Annotated in this window: 14 protein-coding genes, 1 tRNA gene and 1 pseudogene; 5 read left to right on the top strand and 11 right to left on the bottom strand. The window is 72.5% G+C overall.

Annotated elements, in window-relative coordinates; all coding sequences use genetic code 11:
- Positions 1 to 161: 161 nt before the first annotated feature.
- Positions 162 to 818 (top strand): hypothetical protein, encoded by a 657-nt coding sequence (locus QSK20_RS18885; RefSeq protein ID WP_285789914.1) that lies wholly within the window; start codon positions 162 to 164, stop codon positions 816 to 818.
- Positions 819 to 901: 83 nt separating this feature from the next.
- Here QSK20_RS18885 and QSK20_RS18880 read toward each other — a convergent pair whose 3' ends face one another.
- The 8 genes and pseudogenes from QSK20_RS18880 to fdh all read right to left on the bottom strand — a co-directional run.
- Positions 902 to 1,087 carry a hypothetical protein gene (locus tag QSK20_RS18880; RefSeq protein WP_377661995.1) on the bottom strand — a complete coding sequence of 62 codons (186 nt, stop codon included), beginning with the start codon at positions 1,085 to 1,087 and terminating at the stop codon, positions 902 to 904.
- 76 nt (positions 1,088 to 1,163) lie between these two features.
- Positions 1,164 to 1,361: a hypothetical protein gene (locus QSK20_RS18875; protein ID WP_285789913.1), complete on the bottom strand. Its 198-nt coding sequence runs from the start codon at positions 1,359 to 1,361 to the stop codon at positions 1,164 to 1,166.
- A 52-nt stretch (positions 1,362 to 1,413) separates the two neighbouring features.
- Positions 1,414 to 3,171, bottom strand: a complete 1,758-nt coding sequence (gene selB, locus QSK20_RS18870) for a selenocysteine-specific translation elongation factor (RefSeq protein WP_285789912.1) — start codon at positions 3,169 to 3,171, stop codon at positions 1,414 to 1,416.
- A gap of 1 nt (position 3,172) precedes the next feature.
- Complete coding sequence (selA, locus tag QSK20_RS18865; protein WP_285789911.1) at positions 3,173 to 4,465, bottom strand: L-seryl-tRNA(Sec) selenium transferase; 1,293 nt, start codon at positions 4,463 to 4,465, stop codon at positions 3,173 to 3,175.
- 24 nt (positions 4,466 to 4,489) lie between these two features.
- A tRNA-Sec gene (locus QSK20_RS18860) sits at positions 4,490 to 4,585 on the bottom strand.
- 48 nt (positions 4,586 to 4,633) lie between these two features.
- Positions 4,634 to 5,629: an NrfD/PsrC family molybdoenzyme membrane anchor subunit gene (nrfD, locus tag QSK20_RS18855; RefSeq protein ID WP_285789910.1), complete on the bottom strand. Its 996-nt coding sequence runs from the start codon at positions 5,627 to 5,629 to the stop codon at positions 4,634 to 4,636.
- Positions 5,630 to 5,760: 131 nt separating this feature from the next.
- Entirely contained in the window at positions 5,761 to 6,681 is a 921-nt protein-coding gene (locus QSK20_RS18850) for a 4Fe-4S dicluster domain-containing protein (protein ID WP_285789909.1), read from the bottom strand.
- A gap of 11 nt (positions 6,682 to 6,692) precedes the next feature.
- A pseudogene (gene fdh, locus QSK20_RS18845) lies at positions 6,693 to 9,923 on the bottom strand (formate dehydrogenase); the annotation flags it as partial.
- A gap of 193 nt (positions 9,924 to 10,116) precedes the next feature.
- On the opposite strand from fdh, the gene QSK20_RS18840 reads away from it, so the two are divergent.
- Together QSK20_RS18840 and QSK20_RS18835 are read left to right on the top strand one after the other, a co-directional pair.
- A complete protein-coding gene (locus QSK20_RS18840) occupies positions 10,117 to 10,458 on the top strand; it encodes a hypothetical protein (protein WP_285789907.1) in 342 nt (113 codons plus the stop codon).
- Positions 10,455 to 11,114 carry a nucleotidyl transferase AbiEii/AbiGii toxin family protein gene (locus tag QSK20_RS18835; protein WP_285789906.1) on the top strand — a complete coding sequence of 220 codons (660 nt, stop codon included), beginning with the start codon at positions 10,455 to 10,457 and terminating at the stop codon, positions 11,112 to 11,114. Before QSK20_RS18840 ends, QSK20_RS18835 begins: the two co-directional genes overlap by 4 nt.
- 28 nt (positions 11,115 to 11,142) lie before the next feature.
- On the opposite strand, the gene QSK20_RS18830 is transcribed toward QSK20_RS18835, so the two are convergent.
- The 3 genes from QSK20_RS18830 to QSK20_RS18815 all read right to left on the bottom strand — a co-directional run bounded on the left by QSK20_RS18830 (position 11,143) and on the right by QSK20_RS18815 (position 14,362).
- On the bottom strand, positions 11,143 to 12,039 hold the full coding sequence (locus QSK20_RS18830; protein WP_285789905.1) for an SDR family oxidoreductase: 897 nt from the start codon (positions 12,037 to 12,039) through the stop codon (positions 11,143 to 11,145).
- Between the two features lie 515 nt (positions 12,040 to 12,554).
- Positions 12,555 to 13,142 (bottom strand): hypothetical protein, encoded by a 588-nt coding sequence (locus tag QSK20_RS18820; protein WP_285789904.1) that lies wholly within the window; start codon positions 13,140 to 13,142, stop codon positions 12,555 to 12,557.
- A gap of 71 nt (positions 13,143 to 13,213) precedes the next feature.
- Positions 13,214 to 14,362: a geranylgeranyl reductase family protein gene (locus QSK20_RS18815; RefSeq protein ID WP_285789903.1), complete on the bottom strand. Its 1,149-nt coding sequence runs from the start codon at positions 14,360 to 14,362 to the stop codon at positions 13,214 to 13,216.
- A gap of 137 nt (positions 14,363 to 14,499) precedes the next feature.
- On the opposite strand from QSK20_RS18815, the gene QSK20_RS18810 reads away from it, so the two are divergent.
- Both QSK20_RS18810 and QSK20_RS18805 read left to right on the top strand, forming a co-directional pair.
- Positions 14,500 to 14,736, top strand: a complete 237-nt coding sequence (locus QSK20_RS18810; protein WP_285789902.1) for a hypothetical protein — start codon at positions 14,500 to 14,502, stop codon at positions 14,734 to 14,736.
- Between the two features lie 48 nt (positions 14,737 to 14,784).
- A complete protein-coding gene (locus QSK20_RS18805; RefSeq protein ID WP_502888934.1) occupies positions 14,785 to 16,248 on the top strand; it encodes an MFS transporter in 1,464 nt (487 codons plus the stop codon).
- The last annotated feature ends 142 nt before the right edge of the window (positions 16,249 to 16,390 follow it).

Genomic DNA, 16,390 nt, shown 5'->3' with positions numbered 1-16,390 from the left:
TACCCGGGCCCGGCGGGCCCATGCGGCGTCCCGACCCGTCCCGGCCGGCGGTCAGCCCGGGGCGGGTCGGGTCGGACACCTGCGGCGGGGACCCGTGCCCGGTCCCCGGATCAGCCCCGTCGGGCGGGGCTGATCCGCCGTACCCCGGGTACACCCCGCCGGTGAGCGACGAACGCGCGGTGGCGCGGGCCCTGCTGCGCCGCCAACCCCGCACCTACGCCGAACAGGCCGGAATCCGGCTGGCCGACCGACCCGCCGCCCTCTACCAGCTGCTGGTGCTGGCCACCCTGCTCTCCACCCGGATCCGGGCGCAGGTGGCCGTCGCCGCCGCCCGGGAACTGTTCACCGCCGGCTGGCGGACCCCGCAGCGGATGGAGGCCGCCACCTGGCAGGAACGGGTCGACGCGTTGGGACGCGGCCACTACCGCCGCTACGACGAACGGACCGCGACGATGCTCGGCACCGGGGCGCGGCTGTGCCTGGACCGCTGGCGGGGGGACCTGCGGCGGCTGCACGCCGCCGCCGACGGGAACCCCGGCGCGTTACGGCGGCTGCTCACCGCGTTCCCGGGGATCGGCCCCACCGGCGCGGACATCTTCCTGCGTGAGGTGCAGACGGTGTGGACCGACGTACGGCCCTTCGCCGACCGGCGGGCCCTGGCGGGCGCGGACCGGCTGGGCCTGCCCGGCTCCGCGCAGGACCTGGCGGCGCTGGTCGGCCCGGCCGACGTCGGTCGGCTCACCTCCGCGCTGGTGCGGGTGGCCCTGGGTGAGGAGTCCCCCGCCGAGGTGACCCGGGCCGCCACCGGCCGCCGGTGACAGCCGTCCGGTCCGACGGAGTGGTGGCGGGAAAAGCGCCGTGCCAGGGGGGTCGCGATCGTCGCCCTCCGGCACGGCCCGGCCTACTTCGCCGCGGAACCACCCGGCTTGGTCAAATTCCACACCAGCAGGGCGGCCACCAACGCCAGCGCGATCACCCCGTTGGACACCCGCCCGTCCTCGCCCGGATCCCGTCCCGCGCTGCCGAAGTAGAGCACCACCAGGCCGGTCAACACGGTCACGAACGTCCGTAGTCCTCGGTCCTTCACCCCACCGACAGTAACCACACGAAAACCACGAAAAGGAAATATCAGAGCGGGTCACCCGTCCGGGCGTCCCCACCGGTCAGTCCCGCTCCAGATCACCCAACTCGATCGAATGGGTCATCAACCAGCGCGCCAACGCCGGCATCCCGAACAGCCACACCGGCGCCGACTCCGTCGGCCCGTTCGTCGCGACGATCGCGAACCGCAGATCAGGAACCTGATACGCCTCGATCCGCCACCGGTGCAACCGGTCCCGCCAGACCGCCGAAGGGTCCATACGCCCACCGTAACCACCGGCCCGACCACCCCACCCCGGGAATCCACCCAGGTCAACGCGACACCACCGTCCGCACATCCCCCGGCAACCGGCGGGTCACCCCCCGACTGTCCAGCAACTCCAGCAACGGCACCGCCACCCGACGGGTCGTGTCCAACGCCTGCCGGGCCGCGCTCAACGTGAACGGCTGCGGCAACCCGGCCAGCACCCGCGCCGCCTGCTCCACCGCCCCCGGCAGCAACACCACCGTGCCCGCCAACCGCAGCAGCGCCCCCGCCCGCACCGCCGCGCCGACCTCCCGCGCCCCCAACCCCAACTCCACGAGTCGGTCCGCCTCCGGCGCCCGGAACGGCCGCGACCGCAACTCCACCCCCAGCCGGTCCACCGCCCGCGCCACCGGCTCCGGCAACACCGACACCGACCCCGCCACGACCCGGCCCGCGTACACCCGCAACGGCACCCGCACCAACGCCTCCACCAACGACCGCTCCGGCAACCCCAACCGCTGCCGCAGCACCTCCACCGGCACCCCCGACTCCAACGGATGCTCCACCGCGTACCGGGACACCTCCGCCACCAGCCGCACACCCAACCCGGCCCAGTGCTCGTCGTCGACCAGCCAGTCACCCACCACCGGCGCGACCGTCACCGGCACCCCCATCCGCGCCAGATCCGACCCCCGCACCAGCCCCCGACGCCGCACCTCCCCCACCGGGTCGGCCCGACCGTCCAGACCCGCCAACACCGCCGCCCGCACCGCCGCCGCACCCCGACGCGCCAACGGCGGCGGCGCCACGTCCAGCAACGTCACCCCACCGGCCACCAGCCGCCGACCCGGATCCCGCAGCACCGCCCGGTCCCCCACCAGCAGCGGCAACGGCCGCGCCAACCGCAACCGCGCCGTGTCCGGCCCCAACGGCCGCACCCGCACCGGCACCGCCGCCGACCCGACGTGCAGCATCACCGACGCCGGCAGGTCCGCCACCGACGCACCGGAGACCCGCACGTCCACCAGCCCGGTACAGCCGAACGCCTCCGGCGTCACCAGAACGTCGCCCCGGGCCACCCGTTCCCGCACCACCCCCCGCAGGTTCACCGCCACCCGCGACACCGCCGACACCTCATCCCGGGCCGTCCCCAGACTGTGCAGACCCCGCACCCGCACCCGGGTGCCGTCGGCGGCCACCGCCACCTCGTCACCGACCCGCAGCCGCCCCGCCCGCAACGTGCCCGTCACCACCGTGCCGGCACCCCGCACCGTGAAACACCGATCCACCCACAACCGCACCGGCCCGTCGACCACCGGCGCCGGCAACCGCGCCCCCAACCGGTCCAACGCCGCCCGCAACTCCGGCAGGCCCGCCCCGGTCACCGCGCTGACCGGCACCACCTCCACCGCCCCCAACGACGTACCGGCCACCTCCGCCCGGGCCCGCGCCGCCGCCGGCCCCGGATCCGCCAGATCCGCCCGGGTCACCGCCACCAGCCCGAACGACACCCCGAGGGCGTCCAACACGGCCAGGTGCTCCGCCGACTGCGGCATCCACCCCTCGTCCGCCGCCACCACCAGCAGCGCCGCCGGCACCGGCCCCACCCCCGCCAGCATGTTCGGCACGAACCGCTCGTGCCCCGGCACGTCCACGAACGCCACCGTCGCCCCCGACGGCAACGACGTCCACGCGAACCCCAGGTCGATGGTCATGCCCCGGCGCCGCTCCTCGGCCCACCGGTCCGGTTCCATCCCCGTCAACACCCGCACCAGCGTCGACTTGCCGTGATCGACGTGCCCGGCGGTCGCCACCACCCACATGTCAGCCGGCCACCCGCGCCACCGCAGCCCACAACGCCTCGTCCGCCGACTCCGGCACACACCGCAGGTCCAACAGCAACCGGCCCCGCACCACCCGACCCAGCACCGGCGGATCACCCAACCGCAACGGCTCCGCGAACCGCTCCGGCAGCGCCACCGCCCACGACGGCAACTCCACCCCCGGCGCCCCTCCCCCGCCGACCACCGACACGCACTCCGCCACCTCGGCCGGGCACCCCTCGGCCACCAGCCGATCCCGCAACCGGCCCGCCCGCGCCCGCAACCCCGCCGGATCCGCCCGCAACGCCTGCCACGTCGGCGTCACCGGATCCCGCAGCGTCGCCGCCAACGCCGCCAACGTCAACTTGTCCACCCGCAACGCCCGCGCCAACGGATGCCGCCGCAGCCGCTCCACCACCTCGGCCGAACCCAGCAACAACCCCGCCTGCGGACCACCGAGCAGCTTGTCCCCACTCGCCGTCACCAACGCCGCCCCCGCCCGCAGCGCGCCCGCCGCGTCCGGCTCCGCCGGCAACACCGGATCCGGCGCCAGCAACCCCGACCCGATGTCCACCACCACCGGCGCCCCCAACGGCACCAACTCCGACACCGGCACCGACGCCGTGAACCCCGACACCACGAAATTCGACGGATGCACCTTCAACACGAAACCCGTCTCCGGGCCCACCGCCGCCGCGTAGTCCGCCACCGACGTCCGGTTGGTGGTGCCCACCTCCCGCAGCCGCGCCCCCGTACTCACCAGCAGATCCGGCAACCGGAACCCGTCACCGATCTCCACCAGCTCACCCCGACTGACCACGATCTCCCGGCCCGCCGCCAACGCCGTCGCCGCCAGGACCAGCGCCGCCGCACCGTTGTTCACCACATGCACCCCACCGGCCGCCGGCACCGCCGCCGCCAACGCCTCCAACGCGTCCCGGCCCCGCCGCGCCCGCCGCCCCGACCGCAGATCCAACTCCACGTCCGTGTGCCCCGCCGCAGCCACCACCGCCCCGACCGCCGCAGCACCCAACGCCGCCCGGCCCAGGTTCGTGTGCAACACCACCCCGGTCGCGTTCACCACCCGCTGCGGCAACCCCGCCGGCAACGACGCCACCGCCGCCGCCGGCACCTCCTCCGGGCCGATCTCCCCGGCCCGCGCCCGCCGCTGCGCCCCGACCACCGCCGCCTTGACCCGCTCCCGGCCCCACACGTCGACCGCCGCAGCCACCCGAGGATCCGCCAGCACCACATCCGTACGCGGCACCCGACGCCGCGGATCAACCGCCCCCACACCCACCACCCGCCCCGTGAAAGCTGGCGGAGACGGACGGGAATCGAACCCGCCTGACCCGGATCCCGGGCCACACCGGTTTTGAAGACCGGGAGGGGCACCAGCCACCTGAACGCCTCCACCCGGCACTAAACCACAACACCCCGCCGCCCACGCGGCCAAGGTCGCCTACCGGCCCCCCGCCCGCCGAGCCAACCGCTCCCGCTGCGGCACCACCGTGTACTTCGGATCCCGCGCCGACGCCACCCCACCATGGAAAATCCCGAACCGCGTCGCCACCGACCCCGCCAGCAACGCCGCCCCCGACACCGCCGACACCACCCGACTCCGCCGACCCACCAGCGCGCCCACCGCCCCGGCCGCCGTCAACACCCGGCTCGCCCGCAACAACCGGCCCGCCAACCCCACCCGGTACGGCTCCCCCAGCAACCCCAGGCGCGTCTCCACCCGGTGCACGGCGGCCAACTCCACCGCCGCCCCCGCCACCGCCAGCCGCCGGGCCGGTCCCGCCTGCCGCACCGGCGCGGCCAGCAACCCGACGCCCGCGCCACTGGCCAACGCGCTCCCCGCGAACACCACCGGCAACTCCGGCCACGCCTCGTGCCACGACGGCACCGCCGTATCCGCCAACAACACCCCCGTGTACGTCGCCAACGCCGGCGCCGTCACCGCCGCCACCCACCCGGCACCGCGCCCCACCGGCGGCAACACCCGACGCGCCAACCCCGGCACACCCCGATCCGGCAGCCAGGGCGCAGCCTCCGCGACCGCCGCCACCCCCGCCGCCGGCCCGAACACCGTCAGGATCCACGTCCCCACCGACATCGGCGAGGTCACCTTCGCCACCCGCAGCATGTGATGGAACCGCGCCGGCCGTCCCAGGTCGTGGACCAGGAACACGGTGCTCGCCCCCACCGCGCCCAACGCGGCCAGCCGGCCCGCCCGCCGCAACACCGGCCGACCCGTCACCTGGCCCCCCACCGCCAGCAACGACGAACCCGCCGCCAAGCCCCCGGTGAACAGATACGCCGGAATGTCCCACCGCCACACCGGCGCCTTGACGATCGGCCGGCCGTAGTACGAGGTGAACTCCACCGGCGGTACCGCCAGCTCCTCACCACCCCGCCGCCCCCGACGCCCCGTCCTCGGCCTCCGGTCAACCACCTCCGCAGCCGGCAACCGCCTCCCGACGACGTCCTGGTCAACCGTCGACCGCCCCCCGTCGGCCTGCTGCGCAGCGGCCAGCCGTTCCCGAAACCGCCGGAACAGGGCCCCGACCGGCTGTTCGCCCCCGCTCACGACCGACCACCCGCGAACGCCGCCACCACCGCCGCCGCCATCGCCAACGCCGCCACCCCCGCCCGCCGCCACATCCGGGGCAGATCCCGCGTCGTCACCACCGGATCCGGTGGCAACCCGTACACCTCCGGCTCATCCAGCAACAGGAAGAACGCACCGTCCCCACCCACCCCGTCATCCGGATCGTGACCGTACAACCGCGCCTCGGGCACCCCCCGCCCGTGCAACACGTCCACCCGCGCCGCCGCCCGCTCCCGCAACTCCTCCAACGGCCCGTACTGGATCGACTCCGTCGGACACGCCTGCGCACACGCCGGCGTCGACCCCGCACCGATCCGGTCGTAACACAACGTGCACTTCCACGCCCGACCATCACCCTGACGCTGGTCGATCACCCCGTACGGACACGCCGGAACGCAGTACCCACACCCGTTGCAAATGTCCTCCTGCACCACCACCGTCCCGAACTCCGTCCGGAACAACGACCCCGTCGGACACACGTCCAGACACGCCGCATGCGTGCAGTGCTTACACACGTCCGACATCATCAACCAACGGAAATCCGACCGAACCCCACCACCGGCCCGCCCCGGCGGCTGCGAACCCGGCATCCCCAGGAACTGCGGCCCGCCCCCCGACCCGTGCCCCACCGACGACGCCCCCCGCCCCGGCTGCTCCACGAACGCCACATGCCGCCACGAATTCGCCGTCAACGCCCCCGTGTTGTCGTACGACATGCCCAACAGGTCCAGACCCGACCCCGGCACCCCGTTCCACTCCTTGCAGGCCACCTCACACGCCTTGCACCCGATACACACGCTCGTGTCGGTGAAGAAACCCATCCGCGGCGGGGCATCCGTCCAACCCGCATCCGGCGCCGGATCCACCGGCCCGAACAGGCTGTTCCCGTCCACCATCACGACTCCCCGTCCGCGCCCGCCGCCTCCACCGGCAACCCCGCCCGCCGCCGGTACTCCGCCACCAGGCCCCGCAACGCCGCACCCCTCGGCCGCCGCCCCGCCCGCACGTCACACGTACCGACCTTGCTCTCCTGGATCAACACATTCGGATCCAACGTGATCCCGAACAGATCGTTCGCCGAATCACCCGTCACCAGACCCTCCGACCCGAAGTGGTACGGCAACCACACCTGATGCACCACCCGGCCCTCCACCCGCAACGGCGTCAACCGGTCCGTCACCAACACCCGCGCCTCGACCACCGCCCGCCCCGACACCAGGTGCGCCCACCCCAGATGCGCCAACCCCCGCTCGGCCGCCAACGCCGGCGACACCTCCACGAACATCTCCGGCTGCAACTCCGCCAACGGCCCCACCGTCCGGCTCATCCCACCCGCCGTGTGATGCTCCGTCAACCGGCTCACCGTGAACACGTACGGAAACACCTCGGCCTGCCCCAGCGGCGGCGACGGATTCACCGAATTCACCCAGTGCCCGTACACCTTCCGCGCCGGATTCGCCTGCGGCCCGTACAACGCGTTACGCACCGGCGACTCCGCCGGCTCGAAATGCGTCGGCAACGGCCCGTCCACCACTCCACTCGGCGCGAACAACCAGCCCTTACCGTCCCCCTGCATCACGAACGCGTCGTCACCCGCGATCCCCGCCGGCCCACTCGCCCCCGCCGGCGGCCGGTACGACGGCGGCTTCGTCCGCTCGAAATCCGGCACGTCGTACCCCGTCCACTCCCCCGCCCCCGCATCCCACCACACGTACCGCTTCCGCTCACTCCACGGCCGACCCTCCGGATCCGCCGAAGCCCGGTTGTACAACGTCCGCCGATTCGCCGGCCACGCCCAACCCCACTCCGCCGCCACCCAGTCCTGCTCAAGCCGCGACCGACGCCGCGCCGCCTGGTTCACCCCGTCCGCGAACACCCCGCTGTAGATCCAGCACCCGATCGCCGTCGACCCGTCGTCAGCCGCCTCCGCGAACGACGACAACAACCGACCCGAGGACACCTCGAACCCGTTGATCTCCCGCAGCACCGCCTCCGCACTCGGCTCCGCGTCCGGCCCGTGCGTCGGATAGTCCCAGGTCAGATCCAACAACGCCCGATCCCGGCGCAACGTCGAACCGGCCAGCTTCTCCCGCAGCTTCCGCCCCAGGTGGTAGAAGAACCACAACTCCGACCGACAGTCACCCGGCGGGTCCACCGCCTTCTCCCGCCACTGCAACAACCGCTGCGTCTGGGTGAACGTGCCCTCCTTCTCCACATGCGACGCCGCCGGCAGGAAGAACACCTCCGTCCGGCACTCCTCCGGCACGATCTCCCCGGTCTCCACCTCCGGAGAATTCCGCCAGAACGTCGCACTCTCGATCAGGAAAAGATCCCGGACCACCAACCAGTCCAGGTTCGCCATCCCCAACCGCTGCGCCCGACCGTGCGCCGAACCCACCGCCGGATTCTGACCCAACAGGAAGTAACCCCTCACCTTCCCGTCGATCATGTTCAACACCTGCTGGTACGTCCCATGATCACCAGTCAGACGCGGCAGGTACCCGTAACAGAAGTCGTTCTCCGGCGTCGCCGCGTCCCCCCAGTACGCCTTCAACAAACTCGCCGCGTACGCCCGCGCGTTGCCCCAGAACCCCTTCTGCCCCGGATGCGCGATACTCCCCACCCAGTCGTCGAACGTCACATGCGCGTCATGCCGCGGCATCGGCAGATAACCCGGCAACAGATTGAACAACGTCGGAATGTCCGTCGACCCCTGGATGCTCGCGTGCCCCCGCAACGCCAGCACCCCACCACCCGGACGACCCACGTTCCCCAACAACAACTGGATGATCGCCCCGGTCCGGATGTACTGCACCCCCACGCTGTGCTGCGTCCACCCCACCGAATAGATCAGACACCCGGTCCGCTCCCGACCCGAGTTCTCCGTCCACGCCCGCGCCAGCTCCAGGAACTTCTCCTGCGGAATCCCGCAGACCCGCTCCACCATCTCCGGGGTGTACCGCGCGAAGTGCCGCTTCAGGATCTGGTACACGCAGCGCGGATGCCGCAACGTCTCGTCCCGCCGCACCTGACCGTGCACCGGCGCGCCGTGCGACTCGTGCTGCAACCCCGCCGCGGTGTCCCGCTCCCGCGCGGTGTGCCCGGCGCCCGAGTCACGCTCGTGCCCCGCGTACTGCCAACTGTCCTGCACGTACGCGCCGGTCTCCGCATCGAACCCGGAGAAGAACCCGTCACCGTCCTCCGCGTCGACGAAGTCCTCGCTCACGATCGTCGCCGCGTTGGTGTACGCCAACACGTACTCCCGGAAGTCCAGCTCGTTCTCCAGGATGTACCGGACCACCCCACCGAGCAGCGCGATGTCCGTCCCCGCCCGAATCGGCAGGTACGTGTCCGCGAGCGCACTCGTCCGGGTGAACCGGGGATCGACGTGGAACACCCTGGCGCCGCGCCGCTTCGCCTCCATCACCCACTGGAACCCCACCGGGTGGGCCTCGGCCATGTTCGAGCCCTGGATGACGATGACGTCAGCGTTGGCGACGTCCTGCTGGAAGTCCGTCGCGCCACCGCGACCGAAGCTGGCCCCCAGACCGGGGACGGTGGCGGAGTGTCAAATACGCGCCTGGTTCTCGATCTGGAGCGCCCCCATCGCGGTGAACAACTTCTTGATGAGGTAGTTCTCCTCGTTGTCCAGCGTCGCCCCGCCCAGGCTGGAGATGCCCAGCGTCCGGTTCAGCGGACGCCCCTCGGCGTCCGCGTCCTCCCAGGTCTCCTCGCGCGCGGCGAGGATCCGGTCGGCGATCATGTCCAACGCGGTGTCGAGCTCCAGGTCCTCCCACTCGGTGGCGTACGGACGCCGGTACCGCACCTTGGTCTGCCGCAGCGGACTGGTCACCAGGGACTTGCTGGCCGACCCCTTCGGGCACAACCGCCCCCGCGAGATCGGGCTGTCCGGGTCCCCCTCGATCTGGGTCACCTGCCCGTCGGTGACGAACACCCGCTGACCGCACCCCACCGCGCAGTACGGACACACCGACCGGGCCACCCGGTCGGCCGTCTCGGTGCGGGGCGTGAGCGCCCGCGAACGGGCGGACTGCGCGGCAGCGCCCCGACCGAGTGGGTCGGTGCCGGTGAGCTGCCGGTACACCGGCCAGCCCGCGAGGAAGGTCCGCAGTCCCACCGACCGCCACCTCCCCTCGCCGCGTCTCTCTGCTGACCCTAGGCCACCGCGGTGGCGGGTGCGAGCCGGTGCGCGTTGGTCTGCCTCGGGTGGGCGACCGCACTACCGCTAGGGCATCCTAGGAAGATAGGTAACCGGCCCGATCCGCCAGCGGTTGGCACGTCTCGCCCGGAACGGGGGTTACCCTGACTGCATGCAGGGCCTCTCCCCCACCTCGGCCGGCGTGGCGTTCCTGGCCCGCCCGGGGCGTCCGGCCGTGGTCGCGCGCACCCTCGCCGAGCTGACCGGCCCGAGTCACGGCCTGGTCGAGCTGCCGCTCCGGTTGATGTGGAACACCGAGCGCACCTTCGACCTCGGCGACCCGGACGACCTGCTCTGGATGTACGAGAACGTCCTGCGCGAGACCACCCGCTGCGAGGACCTGCGGCAGCTCATCGACGGCCGGACGCTGCGGCGGGTCTGGCGCCGGCTCAACCTCCCCCGGGGCGTCCGGCAGGCGTGGGAGAGCCGGCACCGCTGTCTGCGTACCGCGTGAGCACCACCCACCTCAACGAGTTCTACCGCGAGGTCGCCCGGGTGGCCCTCTCCGCGGCCGGTCCGCACCGGTTCGTGCTCGGCGGCGGCGTCGCCTGGGCGGCACACGGCCTGGTGACCCGCCCCACCGAGGACGTCGACCTCTTCGCCGACGTCGAAGGCGCGGCGGCCGCGGCGGCGGTGGAGGTGCGTACCGCGCTGGAGCGGGCCGGCTTCGGGGTGGCCGACGCCGACCCGGACAGCGAGTTGGCCGACCTGTTCGCCGGGTTCGACCAGGACCTGAAGGACTTCGTGGTCACCCGGGACGGGCGGCAGCTCCGGCTGACCCTGGCCCGCCTCGACCGGTACCGCAGCCCCGTGGTCATGGACCTGGGGCCGGTGATGGACGTCCGTGACCTGGTGGCCAGCAAGACGGCGGCGCTGGTCAACCGCCGGGAGGTACGCGACTACATCGACGTCGCCGCCGCGCTGGACCACTACCCGGTGACGGAACTGCTGGAGTTGGCCCGGCAACTCGACCCGGCGCTGGACCCGGAGGACGTGGCCGCCGCCGGCCGGTACCTGGACCGGCTGCCCGAGCGACGGTTCGCCCGGTACGGGCTGGACGCCGAACAGGTCCGCCGACTACGGGAACGCCTCGCCGGGTGGCCGCGCTGAACCCGCCCGGCCACCCGGCGACGTACCGTCAGCTGATGGGCTTGCCACCGGTGACACCGAGCACCTCGCCGGTGATGAAGCTCGACTCCTGCGAGGCGAAGAAGACGAACGCCGGGGCCAGCTCCGCCGGCTGCCCGGCCCGACCCATCGGGGTGTCCTCGCCGAAGGACTCGACCTTCTTCTCCGGCATGGTGGCCGGGATCAGCGGGGTCCAGATCGGGCCGGGGGCCACCGCGTTCACCCGAATCCCCTGGTCGGCGAGGTCCTCGGCGAGCGCCTTGGTGAAGTTCGCGATCCCCGCCTTGGTCGTCGCGTAGTCCAGCAACTGCGGCGACGGCTGGTACGCCTGGATCGACGACGTGTTGATGATCGCCCCGCCCTCCGGCAGGTGCGGCACGGCGGCCTTGCAGAGCCAGAACATCGCGTACAGGTTCGTCTTGAGCACCCGGTCGAACTGCTCGCTGCTGATGCCGGCGATGCCCTTGTCCTGCGCCATCTGGTAGGCGGCGTTGTTGACCAGGATGTCGAGGCCACCGAGGTCGGACAGCGCCTTGTCGACCAGCGACTGGCAGGCCGCCTCGTCGGTGATGTCGCCCCGGACGGCGACACCGCGCCGTCCGGCCTCCTCGACCAGCCGGACCGTGTCCCGGGCGTCCGCGTCCTCCTCCTCGCCGAGGTAGGAGATGAGCACGTCGGCGCCCTCCCGGGCGAAGGCGATGGCCACCGCCCGCCCGATACCCGAGTCACCACCGGTGATCAGGGCCCGCTTGCCCTCCAGCCGGCCACTCCCCCGGTACGACTCCTCCCCGTGGTCGGGCTTCGGTCGCATCTGCCGCGTCGTGCCCGGCGGGGACTGCTGCTGCTCGGGCTGGCCCTGCGCGTACTGCTGGGTCGGGTCCTGCTGGGTGTACTGGTTCTCGCTCACTGCCGTGTCTCCTCGCGCTCACCGGGCGGGTCCTGCTCTGCCCCTACCCGGCGCCGACGTCCGGAAACAGCGGGCGTGTGCCACCTCCCGGCGCGCGATTCGCGGCCGGTTCCGCGCGGACTTGCAGTTGATGGGGGCGGCAGAGATTTAGGAACGCCTGGGCATCTCGCGGCAGCGGACCTACATCCTGGTCTCCCGTAGAGATTTCCCCGCTCCTGTTGCCACGCTGAAGATGGGCAACGTCTGGTTGAAGGACGACGTGGAGGCGTGGATCTCCGCCAAACGCCTTCATCTTCAGGAGACGGCGGAGGAAGCCTGAACCGAGGCTGATCGGTAACCGCCTCTGGATCTACCTCGCCTTGCCGGACCTGATCGACAGGACTCAGCTCGTCGCCTGCGGAACCCGCATCGACACGTCACTGATCACCACTCGCGTCCGAGAAATAGCCGTCCTTCTCCAGGACGCGACAGCCCTGCTACAAACACCGGCTGGATCGCGAGTCGGACTCCACTCCTCAGCGGTACACAGGTTGTTCTTCTGCCGGGCGGGCCGGGACGACGTCGAGCCGCGGGTCGCCGATGAGCGCGTCGATCGCGGCCTGTTCGGCACCGATCCCGGCCCAGTGCGGGTCGACGTCGCTGGCGAAACACCAGCGGCGGTCGGCCGGCCAGACGAAGGCCGGCGGAGCGATCGGCTGACCGCCACCGAGGTCGGCTTCCCAGGCGTCGATGTCGTGCAGCGCGCCGCGGAGCAGCGCGTACCGGCGGTGTGGGATCTCGACGAGTGGGCCGTGCCGCACGTCCGGTGGCAGCGGGATGTCCGAATACCCCTCCCACACGCAGAAGTAGCAGTCCTGCGGGGTGGAGGTGAACCGCGCGAGCAGGCGCAGCGCCCGACGTGCCTGGGTGAGGTCCAACGGATGCCCGGCGGGAATATCGGCGTCCGTCTCGGCCTGACCGGGCACGACGGGATCAGGGATGAAACGGAGCCTGCCGAACGCCTCGAAGCTCGCCGGGCCGAAGGTCATCAACTGGGTGGCCGGTGTGCCGGACCGGACGAGCCAGTCTGCGGCGGTCGTGTCCGGACAGTACGTGAGGGTCATCGTCACTGCTGCTCACCGCGCCTGCTCGCCGATCGGCCGTCGGCTCGGATCCTACCCTCGCCGCGCGGTGGTCAGCCCGCTCGGATCGGGGTCCGGGCGGCGGGGAGGCGGTCCAGCAGGGCCAGCGCGGCCCGCACCGGTGCCCGGGACAGGGTCTCGTCGAAGCTGGCCCGCCCCTGGCAGAAGCGGACGAACATCCCCCAGCCCGGCGGGGTGGCCAGCAGCGCGTGGAACACCTCCGGGCGGCGGGCGAAGACGTCCAGCAGCCGGTGGCCGGCGCGCATCGACGGCACCAGGTCGGCGTGCACCGCGCGGACGTACCCGTCGAGGTCCCCGGCGGCCACCGCCGCGCCGGCCAGCGCGCCGGAGCGCAGCGCGTAGCTGATGCCCTCGCGGCTCCATGGTTCCAGCAGACCGGCGGCGTCCCCGGCGACCAGCACCCGGCCCCGCCGCAGCGGGGCGTCGTCGGCGCGGCAGCGGGTCAGGTGGCCCGAGTCGTGGGCCGGTTCCACCCCGGTCAGGCCGAGCCGCTCGACGAACGACCGCAGGTAGGCGCGGGTCCGCTCCCCCTCGCCCCGCGCGGCGATGACACCGACGGTGAGGCGGTCGCCCTTCGGGAACACCCAGGCGTACGAGCCGGGGATCGGCCCCCAGTCGAGCAGGACCCGGCCTCGCCAGCGTTCCTGCTCCACGGGCGACACCGGCAGCTCCAGTTCCAACCCCAGGTCGACCTGCCGGTACCCGACGCCGACGTGTCGGGCGGTGACGCCGGAGGACCCGTCCGCACCGACCGCGTACCGGACGGTGACCGTGTCGCCGTCGGCCAGCCGCAGACGGACCACGTCCGGGTCCTGCTCCACGGCGCGCACCGGCGCGCGTTCCCGTACCTCGGCGCCGGCGTCGGTCGCGGCCCGGCGCAGCCGCAGGTCGAACTCCTCCCGACGGACCATCGTGACCAGCGGCGCGGTGTGCCGGCGGGTGAACTCGCGCCGACCGTCGCGGGTGAAGGTGACCCGGTCGACCCGGTCGTCGGCGGGCACGTCGATCCGGTCGGTGACCGTGGCGAGCGAGGTGCCGATCAGGCCACCACCGCAGGTCTTGTAGCGCGGATGGGCAGCCCGCTCGACGACGAGGGTCCGCAGGCCGGCGCGGGCGGCGGCGTACGCGGCGGAAAGTCCGGCCGGGCCGGCTCCGATGACAGCACAGTCCCAGACGGTCACGCCAGGGAGCCTAGGGCACGGCCGGCCCGGAGCCGGCGCAGGAACCGCCCGGACGGGTGGGCATCGTCGCCGGCGAGGCGGGTAACCGGCGCTGGGCACACCGCCCCGTGCGGGGGCGGCGGTCGAAGGAGGACGTCATGCAGCAGGTCCCGCTCTCGGAGCAGGAGGAACGGGTCTACCAGGCGGTCTACGCCCTGGAGGCGCGGGGACAGGTGCCGTACCCGGCGGTCATCGCCGAGGAGTCCGGGCTGACCGAGGAGGAGATCGTCGTACCGTTGCGGATGCTGTCGGAGAAGAACCTGCTGCACCGGGAGGACTCGCCGATGGCCGGGCTCGACTTCGGGCCCCGCTGGTGCGCGCGGCAGATGGCGTGACCCGTCCGAGCGCTGTTTGCGCGGGACCGTGCCGGGTAGCGGTCGAGGGTGCGTGATCATCCCTCGTCGGGGTCCGGTGTGAACCGGCCGACCACGCCGCAGCGCGGTGAGGAACGCCGCCGGTGGCAGGCGCTCGCGGTCGGGTTGGTCGCGGCGTTCATGACCCTGCTCGACGTGAGCATCGTCAACGTCGCCGTCCCGTCGATCGACCGGACGCTCGGCGCGAGCCCCAGCGACCTCCAGTGGGTCCTCTCCGGGTACGCGCTGACGTTCGGGCTGGTCCTGGTGCCGGCGGGACGGCTCGGGGACGCCCGGGGCCGACGCAACGCGTTCGTCGTCGGCATCGCGCTGTTCACGCTGACCAGCGCGCTGGCCGGGCTCGCCCCCTCGCCGACCTGGCTGATCGCCGCCCGATTGTTGCAGGGCGCCGCCGCCGGTCTGGTCAACCCGCAGGTGACCGGGCTGATCCAGGAGTTGTTCCACGGTCCCGAGCGGGGCCGGCCGTTCGGCCTGCTCGGCGCGACGATCGGCATCTCCACCGCGATCGGCCCGCTGCTGGGCGGACTGCTCATCGCCGTCGGCGGTGAGGAGCACGGCTGGCGGTGGGTGTTCTTCGTGAACGTGCCGGTGGGGATCGCCGCGGTGGTGCTGGGCTGGCGGCTGCTGCCGGCACCCGTCCGCCGGGAGGGCACCGGAGCACGCCGGCTCGACCCGGTGGGCGTTCTGCTGCTCGGCGTCGGGGTGGTGCTGGTGCTGCTGCCGCTGGTGCAGCGGGAACAGTGGCAGGGCCTGAGCCGGTGGCTGCTGGTGGTCGCCGGGCTCGCCACCCTGGGCGCGTTCGGGTTCTGGGAACGCTGGTACGCCCGACGCGGTGAACCCCTGTTCGACCTGGAGTTGTTCCGGCTGCGCTCGTACACCCTCGGGTCGGTGATCGCGCTTGTCTACTTCGGCGGTTTCACGGCGTTGTTCTTCATCTTCACGCTCTTCCTGCAGAACGGGCTCGGCTACTCGGCGTTGCTGGCCGGTCTGGCGATCACGCCGTTCGCGTTGGGGTCGGCCGCGGCGTCCGCGTTCGGCGGCCGGGTCGTCAACCGGTACGGACGCCCGCTGGTCACGGTCGGCCTGCTCACCGTCGTCCTCGGGCTGGGTGCGGTGGTGCTCGCCCTGCGGTTCCTGCCGGACGTCCCGGCGCCCCTGGTGACGGCGCTGCCGTTGCTGGTCGCGGGGATCGGCAGCGGACTGGTGATCACACCGAACCAGACGCTGACCCTCGCCGAGGTGCCGGTACGGGAAGCCGGCAGCGCCGCCGGGATGCTCCAGACCGGGCAGCGGATCGGCGCAGCGGCCGGTATCGCCGCGGTCGGCGCGGTGTTCTTCTCCTCCCTGACCGACAGCCACGGAGACTGGTCGGTGGCGTTCCGGGACTCGCTTCTGCTCGCCATCGGCGTCATCTCCCTCGCCCTGCTCGCCGCCCTGCTCGACGTGCACCGACACCGCCGAACCCGACGCTGACCTCGGGTGGAGACACGTGTGGGCCGGCACCCCGGGTTCGGGGTGCCGGCCCACAACGTCTGAGGTCAGCTGTTCCAGTGCTCGGCGACCAGGTCAGCGGCCTGCTTCTCCCACTGGGCGTAGTGGTCCGGGTACGCCGACA

Source organism: Micromonospora sp. NBRC 101691 (assembly GCF_030269285.1).
Lineage (GTDB): Bacteria > Actinomycetota > Actinomycetes > Mycobacteriales > Micromonosporaceae > Micromonospora > Micromonospora echinospora.
Note: the sequence above shows the minus strand (reverse complement) of the source record. Positions and strands in the feature narration are given on the sequence as shown.

Coding starts and splice junctions, on each gene's coding strand:
- QSK20_RS18875 (WP_285789913.1), bottom strand. CDS start 1,361: ATGGACCCTTCGGCGGTCTGGCGGGACCGGTTGCACCGGTGGCGGATC.
- selB (WP_285789912.1), bottom strand. CDS start 3,171: ATGTGGGTGGTGGCGACCGCCGGGCACGTCGATCACGGCAAGTCGACG.
- QSK20_RS18850 (WP_285789909.1), bottom strand. CDS start 6,681: ATGGTGGACGGGAACAGCCTGTTCGGGCCGGTGGATCCGGCGCCGGAT.
- QSK20_RS18840 (WP_285789907.1), top strand. CDS start 10,117: ATGCAGGGCCTCTCCCCCACCTCGGCCGGCGTGGCGTTCCTGGCCCGC.
- QSK20_RS18820 (WP_285789904.1), bottom strand. CDS start 13,142: ATGACCCTCACGTACTGTCCGGACACGACCGCCGCAGACTGGCTCGTC.
- QSK20_RS18810 (WP_285789902.1), top strand. CDS start 14,500: ATGCAGCAGGTCCCGCTCTCGGAGCAGGAGGAACGGGTCTACCAGGCG.